24 protein-coding genes are annotated in these 21,523 nt (G+C 59.5%); 18 read left to right on the plus strand and 6 right to left on the minus strand.

The genetic code is table 11. From position 1 onward, the window contains the following. Positions 1 to 100 precede the first annotated feature (100 nt). From nth to metG, 3 genes are all read right to left on the minus strand, one after another. On the minus strand, positions 101 to 739 hold the full coding sequence (gene nth / locus HU731_RS21830) for an endonuclease III (protein WP_003188989.1): 639 nt from the start codon (positions 737 to 739) through the stop codon (positions 101 to 103). A gap of 60 nt (positions 740 to 799) precedes the next feature. Then, complete coding sequence (rsxB, locus tag HU731_RS21835) at positions 800 to 1,768, minus strand: electron transport complex subunit RsxB (protein ID WP_186608812.1); 969 nt, start codon at positions 1,766 to 1,768, stop codon at positions 800 to 802. An 87-nt stretch (positions 1,769 to 1,855) separates the two neighbouring features. Continuing rightward, on the minus strand, positions 1,856 to 3,907 hold the full coding sequence (metG, locus tag HU731_RS21840; RefSeq protein ID WP_014717146.1) for a methionine--tRNA ligase: 2,052 nt from the start codon (positions 3,905 to 3,907) through the stop codon (positions 1,856 to 1,858). Between the two features lie 172 nt (positions 3,908 to 4,079). Between metG and apbC the strand changes: the two genes are divergently transcribed. Then, on the plus strand, positions 4,080 to 5,174 hold the full coding sequence (apbC, locus tag HU731_RS21845; RefSeq protein WP_161906783.1) for an iron-sulfur cluster carrier protein ApbC: 1,095 nt from the start codon (positions 4,080 to 4,082) through the stop codon (positions 5,172 to 5,174). A gap of 523 nt (positions 5,175 to 5,697) precedes the next feature. Here the strand turns inward: apbC and fdxA are convergent. The 3 genes from fdxA to HU731_RS21860 all read right to left on the minus strand — a co-directional run bounded on the left by fdxA (position 5,698) and on the right by HU731_RS21860 (position 9,108). Continuing rightward, complete coding sequence (gene fdxA / locus HU731_RS21850; protein ID WP_003172109.1) at positions 5,698 to 6,021, minus strand: ferredoxin FdxA; 324 nt, start codon at positions 6,019 to 6,021, stop codon at positions 5,698 to 5,700. Between the two features lie 142 nt (positions 6,022 to 6,163). Next, complete coding sequence (gene mutS, locus HU731_RS21855) at positions 6,164 to 8,755, minus strand: DNA mismatch repair protein MutS (RefSeq protein WP_186608813.1); 2,592 nt, start codon at positions 8,753 to 8,755, stop codon at positions 6,164 to 6,166. Positions 8,756 to 8,940: 185 nt separating this feature from the next. Further along, a complete protein-coding gene (locus tag HU731_RS21860; RefSeq protein WP_005785379.1) occupies positions 8,941 to 9,108 on the minus strand; it encodes a hypothetical protein in 168 nt (55 codons plus the stop codon). Positions 9,109 to 9,428: 320 nt separating this feature from the next. On the opposite strand from HU731_RS21860, the gene HU731_RS21865 reads away from it, so the two are divergent. The 17 genes from HU731_RS21865 (at position 9,429) to HU731_RS21945 (ending at position 21,521) form a co-directional block, all read left to right on the plus strand. Continuing rightward, positions 9,429 to 10,172 carry a LexA family transcriptional regulator gene (locus HU731_RS21865; protein WP_169855582.1) on the plus strand — a complete coding sequence of 248 codons (744 nt, stop codon included), beginning with the start codon at positions 9,429 to 9,431 and terminating at the stop codon, positions 10,170 to 10,172. 590 nt (positions 10,173 to 10,762) lie between these two features. Continuing rightward, positions 10,763 to 11,101: a phage holin family protein gene (locus HU731_RS21870; protein WP_003189007.1), complete on the plus strand. Its 339-nt coding sequence runs from the start codon at positions 10,763 to 10,765 to the stop codon at positions 11,099 to 11,101. A 23-nt stretch (positions 11,102 to 11,124) separates the two neighbouring features. Further along, positions 11,125 to 11,640 carry a hypothetical protein gene (locus tag HU731_RS21875; RefSeq protein WP_186608814.1) on the plus strand — a complete coding sequence of 172 codons (516 nt, stop codon included), beginning with the start codon at positions 11,125 to 11,127 and terminating at the stop codon, positions 11,638 to 11,640. A gap of 3 nt (positions 11,641 to 11,643) precedes the next feature. Continuing rightward, the gene (locus HU731_RS21880; protein WP_186608815.1) at positions 11,644 to 12,255 is read left to right on the plus strand and encodes a phage baseplate assembly protein V; all 612 of its coding nucleotides are present in this window, start codon (positions 11,644 to 11,646) and stop codon (positions 12,253 to 12,255) included. 9 nt (positions 12,256 to 12,264) lie between these two features. Further along, on the plus strand, positions 12,265 to 12,597 hold the full coding sequence (locus HU731_RS21885) for a phage baseplate protein (RefSeq protein ID WP_032893295.1): 333 nt from the start codon (positions 12,265 to 12,267) through the stop codon (positions 12,595 to 12,597). Next, positions 12,594 to 13,589: a baseplate J/gp47 family protein gene (locus tag HU731_RS21890; protein WP_186608816.1), complete on the plus strand. Its 996-nt coding sequence runs from the start codon at positions 12,594 to 12,596 to the stop codon at positions 13,587 to 13,589. The genes HU731_RS21885 and HU731_RS21890 overlap by 4 nt, the downstream gene beginning before the upstream one ends. Next, complete coding sequence (locus HU731_RS21895; protein ID WP_056790108.1) at positions 13,586 to 14,224, plus strand: phage tail protein I; 639 nt, start codon at positions 13,586 to 13,588, stop codon at positions 14,222 to 14,224. The genes HU731_RS21890 and HU731_RS21895 overlap by 4 nt, the downstream gene beginning before the upstream one ends. Then, on the plus strand, positions 14,221 to 14,751 hold the full coding sequence (locus tag HU731_RS21900) for a tail fiber protein (RefSeq protein ID WP_044272189.1): 531 nt from the start codon (positions 14,221 to 14,223) through the stop codon (positions 14,749 to 14,751). The genes HU731_RS21895 and HU731_RS21900 overlap by 4 nt, the downstream gene beginning before the upstream one ends. Before the next feature lie 44 nt (positions 14,752 to 14,795). Beyond that, positions 14,796 to 15,581, plus strand: coding sequence for a phage tail protein (locus tag HU731_RS21905; RefSeq protein ID WP_225931504.1), 786 nt, complete (start codon positions 14,796 to 14,798; stop codon positions 15,579 to 15,581). Positions 15,582 to 15,583: 2 nt separating this feature from the next. Further along, the gene (locus tag HU731_RS21910) at positions 15,584 to 15,886 is read left to right on the plus strand and encodes a hypothetical protein (RefSeq protein WP_186608822.1); all 303 of its coding nucleotides are present in this window, start codon (positions 15,584 to 15,586) and stop codon (positions 15,884 to 15,886) included. 87 nt (positions 15,887 to 15,973) lie between these two features. Then, on the plus strand, positions 15,974 to 16,147 hold the full coding sequence (locus HU731_RS21915; protein WP_003189022.1) for a hypothetical protein: 174 nt from the start codon (positions 15,974 to 15,976) through the stop codon (positions 16,145 to 16,147). Between the two features lie 2 nt (positions 16,148 to 16,149). After that, a complete protein-coding gene (locus HU731_RS21920; RefSeq protein WP_032877508.1) occupies positions 16,150 to 17,316 on the plus strand; it encodes a phage tail sheath protein in 1,167 nt (388 codons plus the stop codon). Beyond that, on the plus strand, positions 17,316 to 17,822 hold the full coding sequence (locus HU731_RS21925) for a phage major tail tube protein (RefSeq protein ID WP_186608830.1): 507 nt from the start codon (positions 17,316 to 17,318) through the stop codon (positions 17,820 to 17,822). Before HU731_RS21920 ends, HU731_RS21925 begins: the two co-directional genes overlap by 1 nt. A 181-nt stretch (positions 17,823 to 18,003) precedes the next feature. Beyond that, complete coding sequence (locus HU731_RS21930; protein WP_186608832.1) at positions 18,004 to 18,585, plus strand: phage tail assembly protein; 582 nt, start codon at positions 18,004 to 18,006, stop codon at positions 18,583 to 18,585. Between the two features lie 128 nt (positions 18,586 to 18,713). Continuing rightward, positions 18,714 to 20,933, plus strand: a complete 2,220-nt coding sequence (locus HU731_RS21935) for a phage tail tape measure protein (protein WP_186608835.1) — start codon at positions 18,714 to 18,716, stop codon at positions 20,931 to 20,933. Continuing rightward, the gene (locus tag HU731_RS21940; RefSeq protein WP_186608837.1) at positions 20,933 to 21,316 is read left to right on the plus strand and encodes a phage tail protein; all 384 of its coding nucleotides are present in this window, start codon (positions 20,933 to 20,935) and stop codon (positions 21,314 to 21,316) included. The genes HU731_RS21935 and HU731_RS21940 overlap by 1 nt, the downstream gene beginning before the upstream one ends. Beyond that, complete coding sequence (locus HU731_RS21945; RefSeq protein WP_044272200.1) at positions 21,309 to 21,521, plus strand: tail protein X; 213 nt, start codon at positions 21,309 to 21,311, stop codon at positions 21,519 to 21,521. The genes HU731_RS21940 and HU731_RS21945 overlap by 8 nt, the downstream gene beginning before the upstream one ends. Positions 21,522 to 21,523 lie beyond the last annotated feature (2 nt).

Below are 21,523 nucleotides of genomic sequence, written 5' to 3' on the forward strand. Positions count from 1 at the left end.
ACTCCAGGCTAAGACTGCCGTTGGGGCTCCTTATAGCGATAATCCGCGAACGGGTAAAAAAGATTTTTTCAATCGCCTGATCACAAAAAGCAATGATCGCTCAATCGTCGGAGGTCTTGTCCTTGTATTCGCACAAATCTTCGATACGGCAACTGCCACAGCGCGGCTTGCGGGCCTGGCAAACGTAGCGTCCGTGCAGGATCAGCCAATGGTGGGAGTCGAGCAAATAGGGCTTGGGCACGAACTTCATCAATTGTTTTTCCACCTCAACCACATTCTTGCCCCGGGCAATGCCGGTTCGGTTGCTCACGCGGAAAATGTGCGTGTCCACCGCCATGGTCAACTGCCGGAATGCCGTATTGAGTACCACGTTCGCGGTTTTGCGGCCCACACCTGGCAAGGCTTCCAGAGCTTCGCGGGTTTGCGGCACCTCACCCCCATGCAGCTCCAGCAGCAGGCGGCACGTCTCGATCACGTTCTTGGCCTTGCTGTTATATAAGCCGATGGTCTTGATGTATTCGGATAGGCCTTCCACACCCAGGGCGTAAATCGCGGCGGGTGTATTGGCTACGGGATACAGCTTGGCCGTGGCCTTGTTGACGCCAACGTCCGTGGATTGAGCCGAGAGGATCACCGCAATCAGCAATTCAAACGGTGAGGAGTAGGCCAGTTCGGTTTTCGGTTCCGGATTGTCTTCGTGAAACCTGCGGAAAATTTCCAAGCGTTTTGCGGCGTTCATAGGGGCAGGCGTTTCCTTGCAGGCGGTCGGCGTGATGTTAGCAATACAGGGCGCAGTGGGTCAGCCGTTGGCCTCGGCATCCTGCAGCGTTTGCTCGGCGGCGTTCAAGGCGGCTTTCAAGGTTGCCAATTGATGCTCGTCGGCATTGTGATCCTGAGCCTTCTTCCACGCTGCACGGTGCATGGCCAGTTGGATCTTTGCGCGCTTGAGCTCGGCGCTTTTAGTGGCCGCCTTGGGCGGCTGCGGTGCGCTGTTGGCCTCCAGCGCAGCAAGCGCCTGCTCGGATGCCTCGAACTGTCGTTGCAGCATAATCAATTGCGACTGTTGCTCAAAGGTCGGCGGATGCCCAAACGCTTTCAAGGATTTGTGCAGTTGAGCGCGGCTCATGGCGACGTTGGTTTTGGCCTGCTTGATCGCGGCGTCCAGAGCGGCCTGAGGGTTATCGACCGGTGCCACCGCCATCGGCGCTGTGCGCTTGGCTCGTGCCAGGCGCTCGGCGAGCTTGCGGGCCTCTTCACGTTGCAAGCGGGCGTTACGTTGCTCGAAGCGCCGCCGCGCCCGGTCGCGTTTGAGGTCGCGTGCACGCCGTTCATCATCGTTGCTGGCCAAGTCACCGACGATAGGCAAAACGTCAGCCAGCGGACGCATCTCGATGCAGTCGACAGGGCAGGGCGCAACACACAGGTCGCAACCGGTGCACTCGTCGACAATCACCGTGTGCATCAGCTTGGCGGCGCCCACAATGGCGTCCACCGGGCAAGCCTGGATGCATTTGGTGCAACCAATGCATTCGGCCTCACGGATATAGGCGACCTGGGCGGGCGCTTCTCCACGGCGGGTGTCCAGGTCCAGTACTGGCAGGCGCAGCAGTTGCGCAAGCCCGGCAATGGTTTCCTGCCCACCGGGCGGGCACTTGTTGATGGCTTCGCCTTTAGCGATGCCTTCTGCGTAGGGTTTGCAACCCGGGTGCCCGCACTTGCCGCATTGAGTCTGCGGCAGCAGCGCGTCGATACGTTGAATGAGGTTCATGCTGTGATCATAGCGTTGACGCCCGGCCCAGGGAGAAGGGCAAGCTGAGAGGCCCCGCCGTAGCGACAGCGGGGCATTTTGCAGGGGTTACTTGATGCGCTGACCCGGCTTGGCGCCGCTGTCCGGGCTCAGCAGGTAGATTTCTTCGCCGCCAGGGCCAGCCGCCATCACCATGCCTTCGGAAATGCCGAACTTCATTTTCCGTGGCTTGAGGTTGGCGATCATCATGGTCAGGCGGCCATCGAGCTTGGACGGGTCCGGGTAAGCGCTCTTGATGCCGGAGAACACGTTGCGCTGTTCGTCGCCGATATCCAACGTCAGGCGCAGCAGCTTGTCGGCGCCTTCCACGGCTTCGGCCTTGATGATCAGAGCCACGCGCAGGTCCACGGCGGCAAAGGCGTCGAAATCGATTTCCGGAGAAATCGGGTCCTTGGCCAGCTCGCCATTGCCCGCCGGTGCGGATTGGCCGGTATCGGTCTGGCTGGCCACCAGGTCTTCTTTCGAAGCGTCGGTCATGGCCTGGACTTTCACCGGGTCGATCCGGGTCATCAAGGGCTTGAACGCGTTCAACTGATGATTACCGAGCAAGGTGGTGTGATCGTTCCAGCTCAACGGCGCCACATTGAGGAACGCCTCAGCATCGGCGGCCAGCAACGGCAGCACCGGCTTGAGGAAGATCACCAACTGACGGAACAGGTTGACCCCGGTGGCGCAGATAGCCTGGACTTCGGCCTCCTTGCCTTCCTGCTTGTTCAGCGACCACGGCGCCTTGTCGGCGATCCAGGCGTTGGCACGGTCGGCCAGGCCCATGATCTCGCGCATGGCACGGGCAAAGTCGCGGGCTTCATAAGCGTCGGCGATGCTCGGTGCAGCGGCCAGGAAGGCGTCGGTCAGTTCCGGTGCGGCATTCTCGGCCACCAATACGCCGGCGTTGCCCTTGTGGATAAACCCGGCACAACGGCTGGCGATGTTGACGACTTTGCCGACCAGGTCCGAGTTGACCTTCTGTACGAAGTCTTCCAGGTTCAGGTCCAGGTCGTCGACGCCACGGCCGAGTTTGGAGGCGTAGTAATAGCGCAGGTATTCGGGCGACAGGTGGTCCAGGTAGGTGCGCGCCTTGATAAAGGTGCCACGGGACTTGGACATTTTCTGGCCGTTGACCGTCAGGTAGCCGTGCACGGCGATACCGGTCGGCTTGCGGTAGCCTGAGCCTTCAAGCATCGCCGGCCAGAACAGCGCGTGGAAGTTGACGATGTCCTTGCCGATGAAGTGGTACAGCTCGGCGGTGGAGTCCTTGCCCCAGAACGCGTCGAAGTCCAACTGCGGGGTGCGATCGCAAAGGTTCTTGAAGCTGGCCATGTAGCCGATCGGCGCGTCCAGCCATACATAGAAATACTTGCCCGGCTCGCCCGGAATCTCGAAGCCGAAGTACGGCGCGTCGCGGGAGATGTCCCACTGCTGCAGGCCACTGTCGAGCCATTCGGAGAGTTTGTTGGCCACGGCGTCCTGCAAGGTGCCGCTGCGCGTCCAGGTTTGCAGCATTTGCTGGAAATCCGGGAGCTTGAAGAAGAAGTGCTGCGAGTCCTTGAGTACCGGAGTCGCGCCGGAGATCGCCGACTTGGGATCCTTCAAATCGGTGGGTGCGTAGGTCGCGCCGCATTTCTCGCAGTTGTCGCCGTACTGGTCTTCGGTGCCGCATTTCGGGCAGGTGCCCTTGATGAAACGGTCGGCCAGGAACATTTTCTTTTCCGGGTCGAAATACTGGGTCACCGAACGTTGGTCGATGTGCCCGGCTTCTTTCAACCGCAGGTAGATCTGGCTCGACAGCTCGCGGTTTTCGTCGGAGTGGGTCGAGTGGAAGTTGTCGAAGTCCACCAGGAACTCGGCAAAGTCGGCGCTGTGTTCAGCCTGCACATTGGCGATCAGTTGTTCCGGGGTGATGCCTTCCTTTTCGGCGCGCAGCATGATGGCCGAACCGTGGGCGTCGTCCGCGCAGACATAAATGCATTGATTGCCGCGATGCTTCTGGAAGCGCACCCACATATCGGTCTGGATGTACTCAAGCATATGGCCAAGATGGATGGAACCATTGGCATAGGGCAGGGCGCTGGTGACGAGGATCTTGCGTGGCTCGGACATGGGGCTCGGCTACTTGATGAAACGGAGGTCGGCCACTATAAAGCGCCGGGAAATTTATTTCACCCCGTGACGCTGTTTCAGTATCTTGCGCGCCTTCGAAAGCATGCCGTTCGGCGGCTGGAACGGTTAGGATAGCCGCCTGTTTCAGTCAGTCTTTTTTCGGGAGTAGCCCATGAGCGCCGTCAATCGCGCAGCGGTGGAAGCCGTTCTTCGCCAGTACACCGACCCTTATTTGAACCAGGACCCGGTCAGTGCCGGCTGTGTGCGTGCCATCGAGGTCCAGGGCGACCAGGTGTCGGTGCAGTTGCAACTGGGCTATGCCGCAGGTCTGTTCAAAAGCGGTTGGGCACAGATGCTACAAATGGCCATCGAGGGACTCGACGGTGTGGGTTCGGCCAAGGTCGACATCCAATGCGTGATCGCGCCGCACAAGGCCCAGGCGCAGATCCCGGGCCTGGCCAACGTCAAGAATGTGGTGGCGGTGGCGTCCGGCAAGGGCGGCGTGGGTAAATCCACCACCGCGGCCAACCTGGCCCTGGCCCTGGCCCGGGAAGGCGCGCGCGTGGGCATTCTCGATGCCGACATCTACGGGCCGAGCCAGGGCGTGATGTTCGGCATCGCCGAAGGCACACGGCCGAAGGTCAAGGATCAGAAATGGTTTGTGCCCATCGAGTCGCTGGGTGTGGAAGTGATGTCCATGGCGTTTCTCACCGATGACAACACGCCGATGGTCTGGCGCGGGCCGATGGTCTCGGGTGCGTTGCTGCAACTGGTCACACAAACGGCGTGGGGCGACCTTGACTACCTGGTGATCGACATGCCGCCAGGCACCGGCGATATCCAACTGACCCTGGCGCAGAAAGTGCCGGTGGCCGGTGCGGTGATTGTCACCACGCCCCAGGACCTGGCGCTGCTGGATGCCCGCAAAGGTGTGGAGATGTTCCGCAAGGTCAACATCCCGGTGCTGGGCGTGGTGGAAAACATGGCGGTGCATATCTGTTCCAACTGCGGGCACGCCGAGCATCTGTTTGGTGAGGGCGGGGGCGAGAAGCTCGCTACCCAGTATGGCGTTGAACTGCTGGCATCGTTGCCATTGGCGATGGAGATTCGTGAGCAGGCCGATGGTGGCAAACCTACCGTAGCGGCAGAGGCTGATGGGCAGATCGCGATGATCTATCAGGAGTTGGCCCGTCATGTGGGGGCGCGGATTGTATTGCAGGAAGCGGCGGCGCCGGCGATGCCGACCATTACCGTGAGCGACGATTGATTAGGCTTTAACGGATACGCGAAAAGCCTGACGACCAGTGGTGCTCTTGGGTTTTTCGCGAGCAAGCTCGCTCCTACAGGTGGGGCGCCAATAGGGCTTGTTGCTATTTTGCGTAATGGGCGTGTAAGCATTCGCTTACTTTTTCGTAAGTGTTTGGGTTTTTTAGCGGTTGCGTACGTCTTGAATTGACGAAGCTATTGTCTATCTTGTTGAAATATAACGATTATTTTCATGCTGGCGAGCGGCGGAGTTTGTCAGCCTGCCGAGGGCATCGCGTTGAACTTCCCTCGGAACGCTCTAACATCAGCCCTGTGTCCACGGATTGGCACAGCCATCAAGGAACGATGGTTTGAAGGAACGTCGCAGGATGCGATTCATCAGGATGATGAAAAGGAATACAGGGACTAGGGAAAAAATGTGGGCGGGTCATACCGCCCCTTTTTTTGCCTGTAGAAAAGTGAGCGCAGGCACCCGAGCGCAAAAAAGGCCCTCAAGGGGCCTTTTTTTGTTGGGCAGCGGCGCTTTAGCGCTCTAGTTGCTCAATTTTGTTGGGCTTGCCATCCCATTCAGCGGCATCCGGCATCGGATCTTTGCGCTCGGTGATGTTTGGCCACACTTCGGCCAGCTCGACGTTCAATTGAATGAATTGCTCCATGCCCGCAGGCACTTCGTCCTCGGAGAAAATCGCGACGGCCGGGCATTCTGGTTCACACAGGGCGCAGTCGATGCACTCGTCCGGGTGGATAACCAGGAAATTCGGGCCTTCGTAGAAGCAGTCCACCGGACAGACTTCTACGCAGTCGGTGTACTTGCACTTGATGCAGTTGTCGGTGACGACGAAGGTCATTTCTAATTTTCTCCTCAGGCGGCGGCAGCGAAACCCCTTATGGTGGGGTTCGCGAGGTTTGAGAGCGATAGTCTGCGGACCAGGCTAAAAGCCCGCAGCATCCCAAACCGCGCGAGATTCTATCAGCTTGCAAGCGTCTGCGTTATATCCGAGTCTTCAGTGCATATAACATTTCGAGCGCTTTACGCGGCGTCAAGTCATCCAGGTCAAGCTTTGCCAACTCATCCAGCACCGGATGGGGCAGGCTGGCGAACATATCGCTCTGGTGCGGCGCGGCAGGTTTCTTGCTGGCCTTGGCCGGGCTGGCGACTACCGTTTCGTGTGGCAGCGCCGTGGTTTCCAGGCGGCTTAAGTGTTCACGGGCACGGGTGATCACCTCGTTCGGCACACCCGCCAATTGCGCTACGGCCAAGCCATAGCTCTGGCTTGCCGGCCCTGGCAGCACATGGTGCAAGAACACGATGCGCTCATTGTGCTCGGTGGCATTGAGATGCACGTTGGCCACCAGCGGCTCGCTTTCCGGCAACACCGTCAGCTCGAAGTAGTGCGTGGCGAACAGCGTGTACGCACGCAGATGCGCCAAGCGTTCGGCCGCGGCCCAGGCCAGGGACAGGCCGTCGAAGGTGCTGGTGCCGCGGCCCACTTCGTCCATCAGCACCAGGCTGCGTTCGGTGGCGTTGTGCAGAATGTTGGCGGTTTCGCTCATTTCCACCATAAAGGTCGAACGGCCACCGGCCAGGTCATCGCTGGAGCCGATCCGCGTGAAAATGCGGTCTACCAGAGACAATTCGCAACTGGCTGCCGGTACGAAGCTGCCGATATGCGCCAACAACACGATCAACGCGGTCTGACGCATGTAGGTGGATTTACCACCCATGTTCGGACCGGTGATCACCAGCATGCGGGTATCGTCGTCCAGCGACAGGTCATTGGCGACGAACGGCGTGGTCAGCACTTGCTCCACCACCGGGTGACGACCTTGCACGATGCGCATGCACGGTTCGCTGACAAACCGTGGGCAATTGAGGTCCAGGTTCAGCGCACGTTCGGCGAGGTTGCTCAACACATCCAGCTCCGCCAGGGCGGCGGCGGTGTCTTGCAACGGCGCCAGGCGGCTGATCAAGTCCTCGAGCAAGGCTTCGTAGAGCATCTTTTCCCGCGCCAGGGCGCGGCTTTTGGCCGACAGTGCCTTGTCTTCGAACGCTTTGAGCTCGGGGGTGATAAAACGCTCGGCGCCTTTGAGGGTCTGGCGACGTTGATAGTCGATAGGCGCCGACTCGGCCTGCTTGCTTGGCAGCTCAATAAAGTAGCCATGCACACGGTTGTAGCCGACTTTCAGATTAGCCAGGCCCGTGCGGGCTTTTTCGCGGGCTTCCAGGTCGATCAGGAACTGGCCGGCGTTTTCGCTCAGGGACTGCAGCTCATCCAGCTCGCTGTCGTAGCCAGTTTTCAACACGCCGCCGTCACGGATAATCGCCGGTGGGTTGTCGATGATGGCCTTTTCCAGCAGCGCTGCGAGGTCCGGGTAAGTGCCGGCGGTGACTGCAAGCTGTTGCAGGTGCGGCGTGTCCAGTTCGGTCATCGCGACTTGCAGCTGTGGCAGGGTGCTCAGCGCATCACGCAGGCGCGCCAGGTCTCGGGGCCGCGCGTTACGCAGGCCGATCCGCGCCAGGATGCGCTCGATATCGCCGATTTCTTTCAGTTGCGGTTGCAGCTTTTCAAAGCGATAGCCGTCGAGCAGGCAGGTAATAGAAGACTGACGTGCTTGCAGCACCGTCAAATCCCGCAGCGGACGGTTCAACCAACGGGTTAGCAAACGGCTGCCCATGGCAGTCTGGCAACGGTCCACCACCGATTGCAGGGTGTTATCACGCCCACCGGCCAGGTTGGTGTCCAGTTCCAGGTTGCGACGGCTGGCGCCATCGAGCACTACGGTATCGTCCAGACGCTCATGGCGCAGGCTGCGCAAGTGCGGCAGGGCGGTGCGCTGGGTTTCCTTGGCGTAGCTGAGCAGGCAACCGGCGGCACCGATGGCCAGGGTCAGCGTCTCGCAACCAAAGCCTTTAAGGTCCTGTACCGAGAACTGCTGGCAAAGACTTTTCAGCGCCGAATCACGCTCAAAATCCCACGGCGCACGGCGCTTGGTCCCACGACGTTTCTCCGCCGGCAAGTCCTTGGGCCAATCATCCGGAATCAACAACTCCACCGGATTGATGCGCTCCAGCTCCGCCAGCAGGTTCTCCCAGCCTTTGATCTCCAGCACGCTGAAATTGCCACTGGTGATATCCAGCACCGACAGGCCGAACAAACGCTCATCGCCCAACACCGCCGCAATCAGGTTATCGCGACGCTCATCCAGCAATGCCTCATCACTCACCGTACCTGGCGTAATAATGCGCACCACCTGGCGTTCCACCGGCCCTTTACTCGTGGCCGGGTCGCCGATCTGCTCACAAATCACCACCGACTCGCCCAGCTTCACCAGCTTGACCAGGTAGCCTTCCAGCGAATGGTAAGGAATCCCACACATCGGAATCGACTGCCCCGCCGACTGCCCGCGCGCGGTCAGGGTGATATCCAGCAGCTTGGCGGCCTTCTTCGCGTCTTCATAGAAGATCTCGTAGAAGTCGCCCATGCGATAGAACATCAACTGATCAGGGTGCTGGTTTTTCAGGCGCCAGTACTGCTGCATCATCGGGGTGTGGGAGGACAGATCGGAGGTGTTTTTACTCATTGGGTAATAGGCAAATTCGTTGAAAGTGATGGGGCAAAGGGGGCGCTTGGCCCAGCATTTTTTGCGATGGCGGCAAGGTTAACACGCGAGGTGGCGGGTTCGCAGGTTGCAAACGGCTAGGTAAAACGCAAATTAACCCAATAAAAAGCCCGGCACAGGGCCGGGCTTCGAAAGGCGGTGTGCAATCAAGCTCTTTTCGCTTCTGCCTTCATCATCACGAGATTCTGCTGCTTGGTGGCTTCAGTCAGAACCTCACTGTAGACGCGCTTTTTCTGCTCGGATTTTGCGTCACGGATAAAGTCGGCAAAGGAGCTTTTTGCGCCTTTGGACAAGCCCAGCTTGATCGATATCATCAACGCGCTCCTGATGGTGGCCCCAGCTTAGCCGCTAGATCGGCCCGTGTATGTTGCTCGGGAATATGGTAGTCAATTTTGTCGACACCTGCTTTGTAAAGTCGTCCAGAGTTGTCGATATGCTTGATGAGCAAATCCAGGTGAACGTCGCCCCTGACTAAGCGGCAAACTCGTTGCGAAGCTCATCGGGGTCGATTCGGAGGAGGTAGAGACTTTCATGCGATTCCAGCTCCTTTATTGGCCGAAACTTCACTTAATACATCCGTCTTATGTATAGATATGCAAATTAGCATTTGCCAACCCCAAAAACTCCCGTCACTATCCGCGCTATGCAAAAACGCAACGTTTCTATCGTCTTAAGAGAACTGCTGGACCGCGACCGGATCTCCCCCACGGAGCTTCACCGACGCACTGGCGTGCCTCAATCCACACTGTCCCGGATCCTCAGCGGCAAGATCGTTGATCCGTCGGATAAACACATCTCCCGTATCGCCGAGTATTTCCGCGTGAGCACTGATTACCTGCGCGGGCGCGCAGCAGTGGGCGCTTTGCGCGATGACGGGCGCGACCCGATGCATTCGGAACTCAAGGACATAAGCCTGTGGGACGACGATACCCCCGTTAATGATGACGAGGTGTCGATCCCCTTTCTGCGCGAGGTTGAATTGGCTGCTGGATCAGGAAGATTCGTCATCGAGGAAAGCGAGAAGGCCAGCCTGCGGTTCGGCAAGCGCAGCCTGCGGCATAACGGTGTGCAGTTCGACCAGGCCAAGTGCGTGACGGTACGCGGCAACAGTATGTTGCCGGTGTTGCGCGACGGCGCCACGGTAGGGGTGAATGCCGGCAAGAGCGGCATTGGCGATATCGTCGATGGTGACTTGTATGCCATCAATCACAACGGCCAGTTGCGGGTTAAACAGCTCTACCGCCTGCCTTCCGGCATTCGCCTGCGCAGCTTCAATCGTGATGAGCACCCCGATGAGGACTACAGCTTCCAGGAGATCCAGGATGAGCAGATCAGTATCCTCGGTCATGTTTTCTGGTGGGGCATGTACGCCCGCTAACCTCCACGCGTAAGAAGAAACCCGCCCATGTGCGGGTTTTTTTTCGCCCTTAGAAAACCGGCCAAGCCCAAGCCCGTAAGGCTTCCAATGCATTAGTGCATTTCCATAGTAAAAATAAATGCATCTGTGCATTGACTGTATATGCATACATGCATATTCTTCACCTCAAGCCAGCCAACAAGGCCTGGTGGAGGCGGCAAGGATGCTGCCAAGGAAGACAAGGAAGGCACGCAACATCGGCAAGGACGCCATCGAAGCGATGGCAGGGATGCCAGGCAACACCGGCAAGGATGCCGACGCTCTTTAGTTTCAACGCTTCAACAACAGGCAGCGATGAACCGGCCTTAACGGTTCAGAGGGTTGGCAACTGACCCGGGTGTGCAGCGTAAAGCACCAGAAGCAGTTATCCGGCAGACAGGGATCGTGGTCGGAAAAACATTGAGGAAAGGACCGTACCGCGCCAGTAGCGCCGAAAGTCCGAGGACAGCATTACTGAAAAGCCCGGGCGACCGGGCTTTTTGGAATGCCTACCTACCCAAGCATTTGTAAATGAAATACGGACTATTTATTGCTCAGCCAGGAGGCGTGACATGACAAATGAACAGCAAGCGTTAGCGGAAATGCCTATCTGGCTGGTGATCGTGTTGGCGGTGATCGGCGGGGTCTCAGGTGAAATGTGGCGCGCCGATAAAGAAGGCGCACGTGGCTGGTCGCTGATCCGCCGATTGGCCCTGCGTTCCGGGGCGTGCATGGTTTGCGGGGTGTCGGCCCTGATGCTGTGCTACGCCGCCGGCATGTCGATCTGGACCGCCGGCGCCATTGGTTGCCTGACCGCCATGGCCGGTGCCGACGTGGCCATCGGCCTTTATGAGCGATGGGCGGCCAAGCGCATCGGGATCAACCAAGGCTCCGGCCAGGACCCGCACTAATCGTTGCAAGGACGCGACTTAAAATGACGTTTATCGAAAAGCCATCCCAACTGCCCCAAGCCATCGGCGCGGTGCTGCATGCGGCCTTCCCGGACATCAAGGTTGGCAGTCACCAGGACTTTCAAGGCGATGCTGAACAAACCGGCGTAATGGTCACGGTCGAAGGCAATGGCCCGGGCATTCGCTCCCGTGAAGGGCGCAAGGCTCACGTTCTGGCCATTTCACTCAGGGCCATGGTCGCCCCCGGTGCATTGCCGTTCGACGCCTGCGACCTGGCCAGCCAACTGATGGACCTGGTGCTGGATAACCGTTGGAACCTGCCCCAGGCACAGTGCGATTTGCCGGCGAGTATCGTCGCGGCTCCCGCTGTGCGCACTTCCGCGCAAACGGACTACGACACCTGGACAGTTTCCTTCACGCAAACCCTCTATCTGGGGCCGACGCTACTCGACGATCCCACAGGCCAACCGCTATTTGCCTGCACCTGGGACGTCTCCAACATCGACGACCCGGCCCAATACAAGCCACTGGCGGAGTAGCCCATGTTCGACGCGCTGTTACGCATGCAATTGGGACCGATCGTCGAACGCCTGGCCGAGATGGAGTCCCAGCTCGAGGACCTCTACCGCCGCGCCGAGAGCTTCTGCCGGATCGGTATTTGCCAGCAGGTCGATGCGGCCAGCAACACCTGCAAGGTCAGCCACGGTGACCTGCTCACCCCGGCGATCCGTTTTTTCAACCCCAGTGCCGGTGCACAAACCGAAACCCGCATTCCCACGGTGGGTGAGCAATGCCTGCTGCTCAACTACGGCGGGGGGGAGGGTGGTGTGCAATCCGTGGCCCTGTTCGGCCTTAACAGTGATCGCTTCCCGCCGGTCTCCAGCGTGGCAACGCTGACTCGGCGCCGGCATCAAGATGGCACCCAAAGCGACTACGACGACGCCAGCCATACCTTCAACTGGGTCAACGGCCCGACCACCTTCAGCGGTTCCCGCGAACAAGTTGACGTCAAAGTCGGCGCCGCCAGCCTGAGCCTCAACGCCCAAGGCATCACCCTGCAAGTCGGCGGCACCAGCCTGTTGCTGGATGCCGGCGGCGCGCACTTCAGCGGCCCGGTGGTGGACCATCAAGGACGCGTCATCAGCCCCCGATAAGGACACCCCATGCTCGGAATCGATAGGAACACCGGGGCGGCCGTCGACGACTGGCTGCAATTTGTGCAGCGCGCCACCCGAGCGCTGACCACCCCCGTGGGTACTCGGCAAAAACGCCCATTGTACGGCTCGCTGATCCCGCAGTTGCTCGGCCAGAACCTCGGTGACGACCTGTTGATCCTCGCCCAGAGCCACGCCGCGCAAGCCTTTTACAACACCCACAACGGTATCGGCGACTTCGACCCCCAGGTCATCGTCGCCACTCGCCAAGGCGCCGGCCTGCTGTTGCGGTTTGCCGGCACCTGGAAAAACCGCCAACAATCCTTCGAGGTCGTGACATGAGCATGCTGATCCCCGGCCAGAACCAACTGGCGGAACCGGCCATCATTAAGGTCGATGAGTTCGAGCCGTTGCTGGCCGAATTCAAAGCGTTTGTCATCGACTACGTCGCCACCCGCGCGCCGCAAAGCGCAGCCAAACTCCAGGTCAGCCTCGACAACGAAAGCGAACTGCTGACCTTGGCCCTGGAAGCTTTTTGCGTGCGTCTGCAAACCCACGAGCGCAAGTACAACGCTCGCATCAAGCAGATGCTGGCGTGGTGGGCCACCGGTAGCAACCTGGATGCGCGCCTGGCCGATATGGGCCTGGAACGCCAAATGCTCGACCCTGGCGACCCGGCCGCGTTCCCGCCGGTGCCGCCTACTTTGGAAAGCGATGACGACGCTCGCCTGCGTTACTACCTGGCACCCCACGCTCCAGCAGCAGGCTCGCGGATGCAGTATCGCCGTGAAGTGTTCACCTTGGGCGAGCGCCCAGCAGTGAAAGTGCAAAGTGCGACGCCCGGTGTGGTCACGGTGACCTACACCTTCGACCCGGACGGTTACGCGGCCCAGGTCAAGGACGGCAACGCCCGACGCACCGCACCGGGTGAAGTCATGGTCACCGTGCTTTCCAGGGAGGGTGACGGCACGCCATCTGCCGACTTGCTTGACGGTGTACGTCGACATTTCGCACGGCCGGATGTAAGGCCCGAAACCGATCTGGTCAGCGTCCAAGGCGCGCAGATTCAACCCTACAAAATTCGCGTGGTGGCTAAGATCAACGCCGGCCCGGACTCGGGGCTGACCCAAGTGGCGGCGCAGAAACTGCTGCAAGACTACGCAGAGTCCTGTCACCGCCTGGAAGGGCGGGTGGACCCCAGCTGGATCGACTACGCCATCCACAGTGCCGGCGCTGCGCAACTGCACATCCTCGAACCGCTGGCGCCGATTGTCAGCACCGCGTTCCAGGCCCCGTATTGCACGGGTGTCGAGGTGGAGGTGCGCACGCTATGAGTGAACCCAACGCAAGTTTGCTACCGGCCAATAGCTCACCGCTGGAAAAGGCCCTGGACCTGGGTTTCGGCAGATTGCTTGAGCGCGTCACCCCGCCGTTTCCGGCACTGATGAATCCGCTGTACACGCCCAGCGAATTCCTGCCTTACCTGGCCGCCGACCGTGGCGTCAGCGAATGGGATGCCGAGGCCAGCGAGGCGGAAAAACGCCTGACCGTGGCCTTGTCCTGGCAGATCCAGCGCCAGGCCGGCACACCCAAGGCACTGAGCCATGCGGTGGAGTCATTGGGCTTCACGCCCAATATCAGCGCCTGGTACCAGCAACGTCCGCTCGGCGTGCCTTACACCTTCGACGTGCAGGCGATCATCGGGCGCAGTTGGTCCAGCGGCGACCACAACCGGCTGATCCGGCGTATCAATGCGGCCAAGAGTGAGCGCGATCAGGCGACGATCACCATCGTGCATGAGACCGAAGGCCAGCTCGCGCTCACGCAAGTGCTCGACGCGCCTTTAAGCGACGGCGAGTTCTATCTGAACGGCGCGTTGCCGGAATTGGCGCTGGTGGCTCGGCTCAACAGTGCCGGGGTTGCCCAGCACTACACCATTAACGATTACGACCTCAGGGCGCAGCCATGACAGATGAAATCACGCGCCTGGTGCGCTTCACCTCCAAAGGTTTGGATGAAGTGCTGCAGGCAAAGAACCAGGGCCTCAAAGGCGAAATCACCCACATCGGCGCCGGCACCGGCCGCTACAACCCCGACGGCACCGAAGTGGCCTTGCGTGACGAGCGCCAACGGGTGGCCATCGTCGACTACGAAGACCTGGGCGAGCGCCAACTCAGGATGGCCGCGCTGTTTGATGGCGACGGCGAGTATGAGATTGGCGAGTTCGGGTTTTACCTCGCCAGCGGCACCTTGCTGGCGGTGTATTCCGTGGCGGGGAAGTTGCTGACCTATAAAGCAGCGGCGGCGCGGGTGCTGCAGAAGTTTACGCTGGATGTTTCGCCGTTGCCGGCGGATAGCGTGACGATTGTGGTGGGGAGTGAGAACTTGAACCTGTTGTTGGCGGAGGAGATCGCGATTATGGCGGCGGCTTCGGTTGGCAATATGTCCCGCCACGTTGATTTGATGTTTCGGGTTATGCATCTCGAAGCGAAGTAGTAGCACTGACAAAAGTGCTGGAAAGATTAACTGACAGGGAGTTGATGATGGGACTTGAAGCGACTATCACGAAAGTTGTGGAAGCATGTAATAAGCTTACGGAAACGGTTACCAACCAAATTGGGAAGATTGATGCGCGGGTAGAGGCCGCTTCGGATCAGTTTACTGCTTGGCGTAATAGTGTGCAGGCTAAGGATATTAATGGTCGTGCCTCTTATACGCAAACAATTGATCTTACGGGACTTTCTACCAATATTTTTTATCCGGTCTGGTGGCGTATGCCAGGTAACGAAAGAGGTATGTCGGAGATCATAATTTCCAGAAACTATGGCTTGGACGCAGGCCTTAATCCATTCAACAACAATTTTGAGCCACATGTCGCCGGTCTAAATCTGCAAATGGAGGGCTGTGGGATCCCATGGAATGGGGACGCTAATTTTTTGACTATCAAGCGCATCTCTCAAACTTACCGAGAGACCGTCCGTCGTGCTCAATTCGGGATGTGGTCGTACGTCCGTCCGGTCACTGGCTTGAAGCCCATCTGGCTTAACCAGATACCAGGCACATTGGTCTCGTCCCCGCAGGAATCTGGCTGCTATTTGCGTGGCGGGCTGACGTATATCGTCACCAAGAGCTTTGAGGAGCCTGTGAAGTACAGTCGCTCAGATGCTGAAGTGGAATTGAGCCAAGCAGTGACCCCTGAATATGAAATTTGCTGGAAGGTGAAACCGTTTGCGATAACCGCCACCGAACTTGGAGAAACTTATCCGGAAAGCCGCTTGGCTTATACGTTGGATAACGATCTGCGTTACACAGCAAAAGGGGTATGAAGATGGTTGGATATATCAAAACACTACTGCTTCCCTCCGGTGAGACGCTGATCAATGTCCCTGCGGACCGCCCAACGTTGATGGCATTGGGACTTGACGAGGTTCGCGCAGATGAACTCGTCATGCAGGCGGAAAGCAATGCCAAGTTGGAGAGCGTTATCTCTGCGCGTCGTACGTTGTACGTAACTGAAGCTGATCCATTATTTCTGGAGTGGCAATACGACGAAACTCCAGAAAAAGAAAAGGCCTGGCGTGACAAAGTCGCCGAAATCAAGGCGCTCTATCCCTTGCCTGATCGCAACTGATCCCCACCGCGAAAGCGGTTTTTTTTCGCCTCCCCAAAGCCCCTCCCCGCAGGGGCTTTTGCATTTCCCACCCGGAGATTTCCACCCATGCCCACCCGCCAAACCTACACCGTCCTCATCCCATTCCCCATCGGCAACGGCCATTGGTCCACCGCCGGCGAGGAGCTGGAACTGCTCGACGTCGAAGCATCCGCCCTGCGCACCGCTGGCCGTCTGGAACTGACCAGCGTCCTCAACTCCACCCCCAAGAAGGCTGAATAACCATGGCAGAAGTCCTGAACTTCGAGCACAACGGCATCACTGTGAATGCCACTGAATCCCCCGAGGCCATGGGTGGCCTTGGCGATAACGTCATTGGCCTGGTCGGCACTGCGCCGAACGCCCATGCGTCGATCCCGAAAAACGCGCCGTTTCGCATCAACAGCTTCACCACCCAGGCGCTGCTGGACCCCACCGGCACCGAGTCGGGCACCTTGTTCCAGGCGGTGTACCAGATCCTCAAAGTGGTGAAGGTGCCGGTCTATGTAGTCATCGTCGAAGAGGGCGCTACCCCGGCCGACACGATCAACAATGTGATCGGCGGCAACGACCCGGTCACCGGTCGCAAGCTGGGCCTGGCTGCCCTGAGCAGCGTGCCTGAAGACCTGACCATCATCGGTGCTCCAGGCTTCACGGGCACCAAAGCCGTAGCCGGTGAGTTCGCCTCGTTCGGCAAGCGCATCAAGGCCCGTGTGGTGCTCGATGGCAAGGACGCTTCGGTGGCCGACCAAGTGACCTACAGCGGCGAACTGGGCGGTGCCGACCTGGGCTTCGACCGTTGCCTGCTGGTGCACAACATGCCGTCGGTGTACTCCAAGGCCGCGAAGAAAAACGTGTTCCTGTCGCCATCCTCGCTGGCCATCGCCGCACTGGCCAAGGTCAAGCAGTGGGAAAGCCCGGGTAATCAGGTGACCTTCGCCGAGGACGTTTCCCGCGTGGTCGAGTACAACATCCTCGACACCTCCACCGAAGGCGACCTGCTCAACCGCTATGGCGTGAGCTATTACGCCCGCACCATCCTCGGCGGCTTCTCGCTGCTGGGTAACCGCTCCATCACCGGCAAGTTCATCAGCTACGTCGGCCTGGAAGATGCCATCAGCCGCAAGCTGGTCAAGGCCGGCCAGAAAGCCATGGCCAAGAACCTCACCAAGTCCTTCATGGACCAGGAGGTCAAGCGCATCAATGACTGGCTGCAAACCCTGGTGGCCGACGAAACCATTCCCGGCGGCAGCGTGTACCTGCACCCGGAGCTGAACAGCGTCGAGAAGTACAAGAACGGCACCTGGTTCATCGTTATCGACTACGGCCGCTACGCGCCGAACGAACACATGGTTTATCAACTCAACGCCCGCGATGAAATCATCGAGCAGTTCCTGGAGGACGTTCTCTAATGTTTACCAACCGAGTCAGACAGGCCATTGCGGCCACCCTTCAAGGCCTGCCGTTGTCGGCAACCGTTGATTCCTTTACGCCGCCGAAGATCGAGTTCGAGATGGACCCGATGACCGGTGGGCGCTTCATCGCCGAGGAGGTCGCCAAAAGCGCCAAGGTGCTGAATGCAACCCTGGTACTGCAAGGAGTTGGCGCCCAAGTCCTGCTGGCGCTTGGCGTCACCCAGGGTGACGACATCCTGTTGAACGTGCGTGAAGCCGGTCAGGATCAGGACGGCAAGACCTATTTCACCTACCACACCGTGGGCGGCAAGCTGAAGTCCCTGGCCGAGACGGCGCTGACCATGAACGCCAAGCCGGTCACCACTCTGGAATTGTCCTGCCGTACCTACAACCGTCTGGAAAATGGCATTTCGGTGATCGACATCGACGTGCGCACCCAGAAGTTTGTGCTCAACGGCGTCGACATTCTTGGCGATGCCCGCCGCGCCGTGCTGATGCCTTAAGGGCCGGCGCAATCTGAAGCGAGCACGGTCAAGGTGGGAGCTGGCTTGCCTGCGATACAGGCGACTCGGTCTCCCTGGAGCATCGAGTGGATGCCATCGCAGGCAAGCCAGCTCCCACAGGGGCCCTGCTCAGGTTTAGATTTTTCGCACTTTTCCATACCGCTCAACAAGGAATTGCCCCATGGCCTGGATGCCTCCGTTGCACATCCTGCTGTCCCCGATCACCGCCGACACCGGCGCGACGATCGAGCAGGTTCAACTCAAACCGTTGTTCTACGCCGCGCAAAAAGATGCGCTGGCCCGGGCCGGTGATGACGAGGACGATCAGTTTTTTGAACTGGCCAAACTCGCCACCGGCCTGTCGGAAAAAGAGCTCGATCAACTCAAGCGCCCGGACTACGTGAGCATTGCTCAGTACGTACACGAAATGTCGACCCGGCCTGCATCGTTTTTTCTCGCGCAAACCGATAGCCCGCGCGAGTCGTTGACGTGCGAACAGGTTGCCCTGCTGCTGCCGCTGGACGCGAGCGGTCGCACTCTCACCAGCGTCACCCTGGAAATGCCCGCCTTGCGCGCTACCAAGGTGATGAAAAAACTCGCCACTAACAAAGACCGGGCCGAGTTCATCACCGCTCACTGCACCGGCCTGATGATTCCCGATCTTGCCGGCCTGACCGTGCCCGACTGGACCGAGCTGCAGGAGCGCATCGACGATTTTTTAAACAAACCGGCGGACTTCTTTCGGAACGCGACATCGAAGTGATCCTCGATGTAGTACCGCTGGTTTACTCGGTAAGCGAAGCGGAAATCCTCGACTGGGAAGCCGGAAAAGCAATGCGCCGCTACGACATCGCAATCAGTCGTCTTGGTGTTAAACAGGAGTAGAGCGCAATGGCAGACGGTAATCATGGAGCGGGGTCAGCCATTGCCAAGGAAGGCGTGATGACTCAGGGCTCACTTGCAATGGCAGGGGCACAAGCCAGCCTCAAGCCTATGGCGCAAACTCTGGCGAGCCCGCTGGAGGCACCGGGGAGTACGGCGAATTTGGCATTGGCATTGGCCGATGCCAGCTTGCAGATCAAGCATCTGGCGGACGGGCAGGTACGGTTGGTCGATACGCTGGAGCTGTTCAACGTCTCGTTGCTCAAGGTGATGGACGCCCGGCAAGCTCAAACTGCCGTGAACGCAGAGGGTACGAGGACCGTCGCGGCTACAGACAAGCGCACACCCTCGCAGGCGCTGGACGCCGCGATGACCGATATTGATCAACTGTTGATGTTTGCCCGGCATGAGCGCAAGGCATTGCGTGAAGCTAACCTTGCCATGGCGTCCGAGCCGGTGGTGGCTGCCAGTGGTGCCAGTGCCGTCGACCTCGCGAAGGTCGAGTATGCCGCCGCCCGTTCCGGTATCGGCAGTGATCGTAAGGACGCTTCGGGCAATATCGACCCCGTTGGGCGCCGGGCAGACCTGCAGCAGTTCGCTCGCGACGCTGCGATCATGGCGACGGCGTTCAAGATCGACGTCAAAAATGCCGGCGAAATCATGGGCGGCTGGCGCGAGTCCATGCACCTTGATCGCGCACAAGCGTTGGACCTTGCCGACGCAACAAACGTGCTGGGCACCGAGGTTTCGCTCAAGGCCGAATCGGCGGATATCGGCGCTATTGTGCAACTCCAGGGCGCTGCCGCGAAGGCTGCGGGCATGAGCCCCGAACAGGCTGCAGCGCTTTCGGCGGCGTTGTTGAGCGCAGGTAACAGCAAGGCTGTTGCTGGTGCCGGGCTGGAAAAAATCAGCGCCGTCCTGGCTAAAGGCGACAACGCCTCTGCAGGGCAACGCAGTGCCTGGGCAGAGCTCAAGCTTGATCCAAAAGTACTCGCGGCCGGCATGAAACAGGACGCCCCACAAGCCGTGCTTACGGTGCTGGAGGCGCTCAAGTCGCAACCAGCTGAAAGGCAAGCGGTGCTGGCGACGCAGTTGTTCGACGGCAACCAGACGATTCTGAGCCTGGTACCGGTGATCGACAGCGTGAAACAGGCCTTTTCGCTGGTCGCAGAAAAATCCACCTACGCCACTTCGACGCTGGGCGACCAAGGTTCGGTGCTGCGTTCGGCCGCGGTTCGTGCGGACTCTACTTACGCACGTCGGCAAGCCTACGAGGCCAGTACCACACGCTTGAGCACCGCCTCTGATACAGCGCTGGCCCCCGTTGTGGATGCCTCGCTGACCGCAATGAATGGCCTGGTCAGTGGCGTGGCTTGGCTCGCGGAAGGCCTGCCCAAGGCTGCCGCTACAGTCACCCTGGCGGGGGCGGTGCTGATCCCGGTGGTTTCCGGTGTTTTCGGTGCCGTGAAGGACAAGATTTTCGAAAAGGTCGCCGGGAAAGTGCTCGGAGAGGGGCCGGCAGCAGGGAATAAAACCACACCGCCGGACAGCCAGCGCAAAGCCCCGAGCAATGACGAGCACAGCGGTAATCGCCCGTCTGCTTCCGGCCCTGGCATCTCTGGCAAAGCGGCGAAGGTGAGCAAGCTGGCCAAAGGGGTCCCCCTGGGTTTGGTGGTGGCCCAGGCCGGTGTCGAGATGACGCAAGGCGCGATGACCGGAAACCTGGGTCAAGCGGTTGGCACTAGCGTGGGCTCGATCGGCGGCGGTGTTGCCGGCGGTGTCGTCGGTGATGTGGCCGGGATGGCGATTGGCCGAGCGGTCGGCACGCTGGCGGGAGCTGTTATCGGTTCGGTCGTTCCGGGTGCCGGCACAGTGTTGGGCGGTGTGATGGGCGGCGTCGCCGGGGGCGCAATCGGTAAGGTAGTCGGTGGTGCCGTGGGCACTTTCGTGGGCAGTGACGTCGGTGCGTGGCTGGCTGAAAAAGTGATGGGGACGGGTGATCGCCTGCCATCCCCCACAGAGGTCAGCAAAAACCTCAACGCCCCTCAAGCCGACAACCGCCAAATCAACTTCGCCCCGCAAATCACCATCACCGCGCCTGAGCAAGCCAGCCATCAACAACTGGCGGCGCTCGTGGTGCAACAGATCGAAGCGCAATTTACTCCGCTGTCGATGGACAACCTGCTGGCGACCCGACGCGGCGCAGCACTCACCGATGGAGCTGTGTGATGCGACAACAGATGGTCTTGGGTACTTTTATTTTCGGGCTGTCCCGTGGGTTCGCCTACGACACGCTTGATCGTGGGAGCAGCGGGGGCTGGGTCAGTCTCGACATCATTGCCGGCAAACCTAAATCCAGCCAGGTCGGCCAGGGGCTAGAAACGCTGGCATTGGGCGGCAAGGCTGCGCGTGCCAAGGGCATGGCGCGCCTGGATGAGTTGCGCACCTTGCAGGCCCTGCGGGCGCCGTTGCCGTTGGTGGACGGGTTAGGGCGTAACTGGGGGCTATGGACCATCCAGTCGATCAGTGAAAAACAAGCCAGCGTGATCGACGACGGGACGGCCATGGTGATCAATTGGACGTTGTTACTGGAGGAGTTCGTCAATGCGTAGGGTTCGAAGTATTGCCGGTGACTCGGTGAACCTGTTGCTCTACCGCCAACTGGGGCGCAGTGATGATGCCGCAGAAGAGGCGTTGTGGCGCTTGAACCCGGAGTTGGCCGAACAGGGCGCGGTACTGCCTGCGGGCGTCAGTGTGCTGGTGCCCGAATTGGATGCGCAACCGGTCGCAAGCCGGCCGGTTTCCGCCTGGGATTAAGG

Origin of the sequence: Pseudomonas salmasensis (assembly GCF_014268375.2) — a bacterium.
GTDB classification, from domain to species: domain Bacteria; phylum Pseudomonadota; class Gammaproteobacteria; order Pseudomonadales; family Pseudomonadaceae; genus Aquipseudomonas; species Aquipseudomonas salmasensis.